At 80.5% G+C, this 246-nt stretch carries 1 protein-coding gene; it reads left to right on the top strand.

Annotated elements, in window-relative coordinates:
* Positions 1–246 (top strand): hypothetical protein (locus ACSNOH_RS35400; protein WP_436725529.1); only part of this gene is annotated, 246 nt, incomplete at both ends.

The following is a 246-nucleotide window of genomic DNA, read 5'->3' as shown; positions in this document are numbered from 1 at the left end:
GGCAGCCGTCGCTCGGCCTCGGCCTGTACGTCGTCGCCCGGCTCGCCGCCCGGCACGGCATCCGCGTCCAGCTGCGCGAGCAGCCGACCGGCGGGGTCGCCGCCGTCGTCGTCCTGCCCGTCGGCCTGCTGCCCGCCGGCCCGCCCGCCGTCACCGGCCTCGGCGACACCCCGCCCGTCCCCGGCGCCGCCGCCGTTCCCCAGGTCCACCTCCCCGGCTCCATCGCCGAGGCCAACTCCCACACCC

The sequence above is a fragment of the Streptomyces sp. URMC 127 genome (assembly GCF_051386535.1).
In the GTDB taxonomy this organism is placed as follows: Bacteria; Actinomycetota; Actinomycetes; order Streptomycetales; family Streptomycetaceae; genus Streptomyces.
This window is presented reverse-complemented; position numbering and strand designations above follow the sequence as displayed.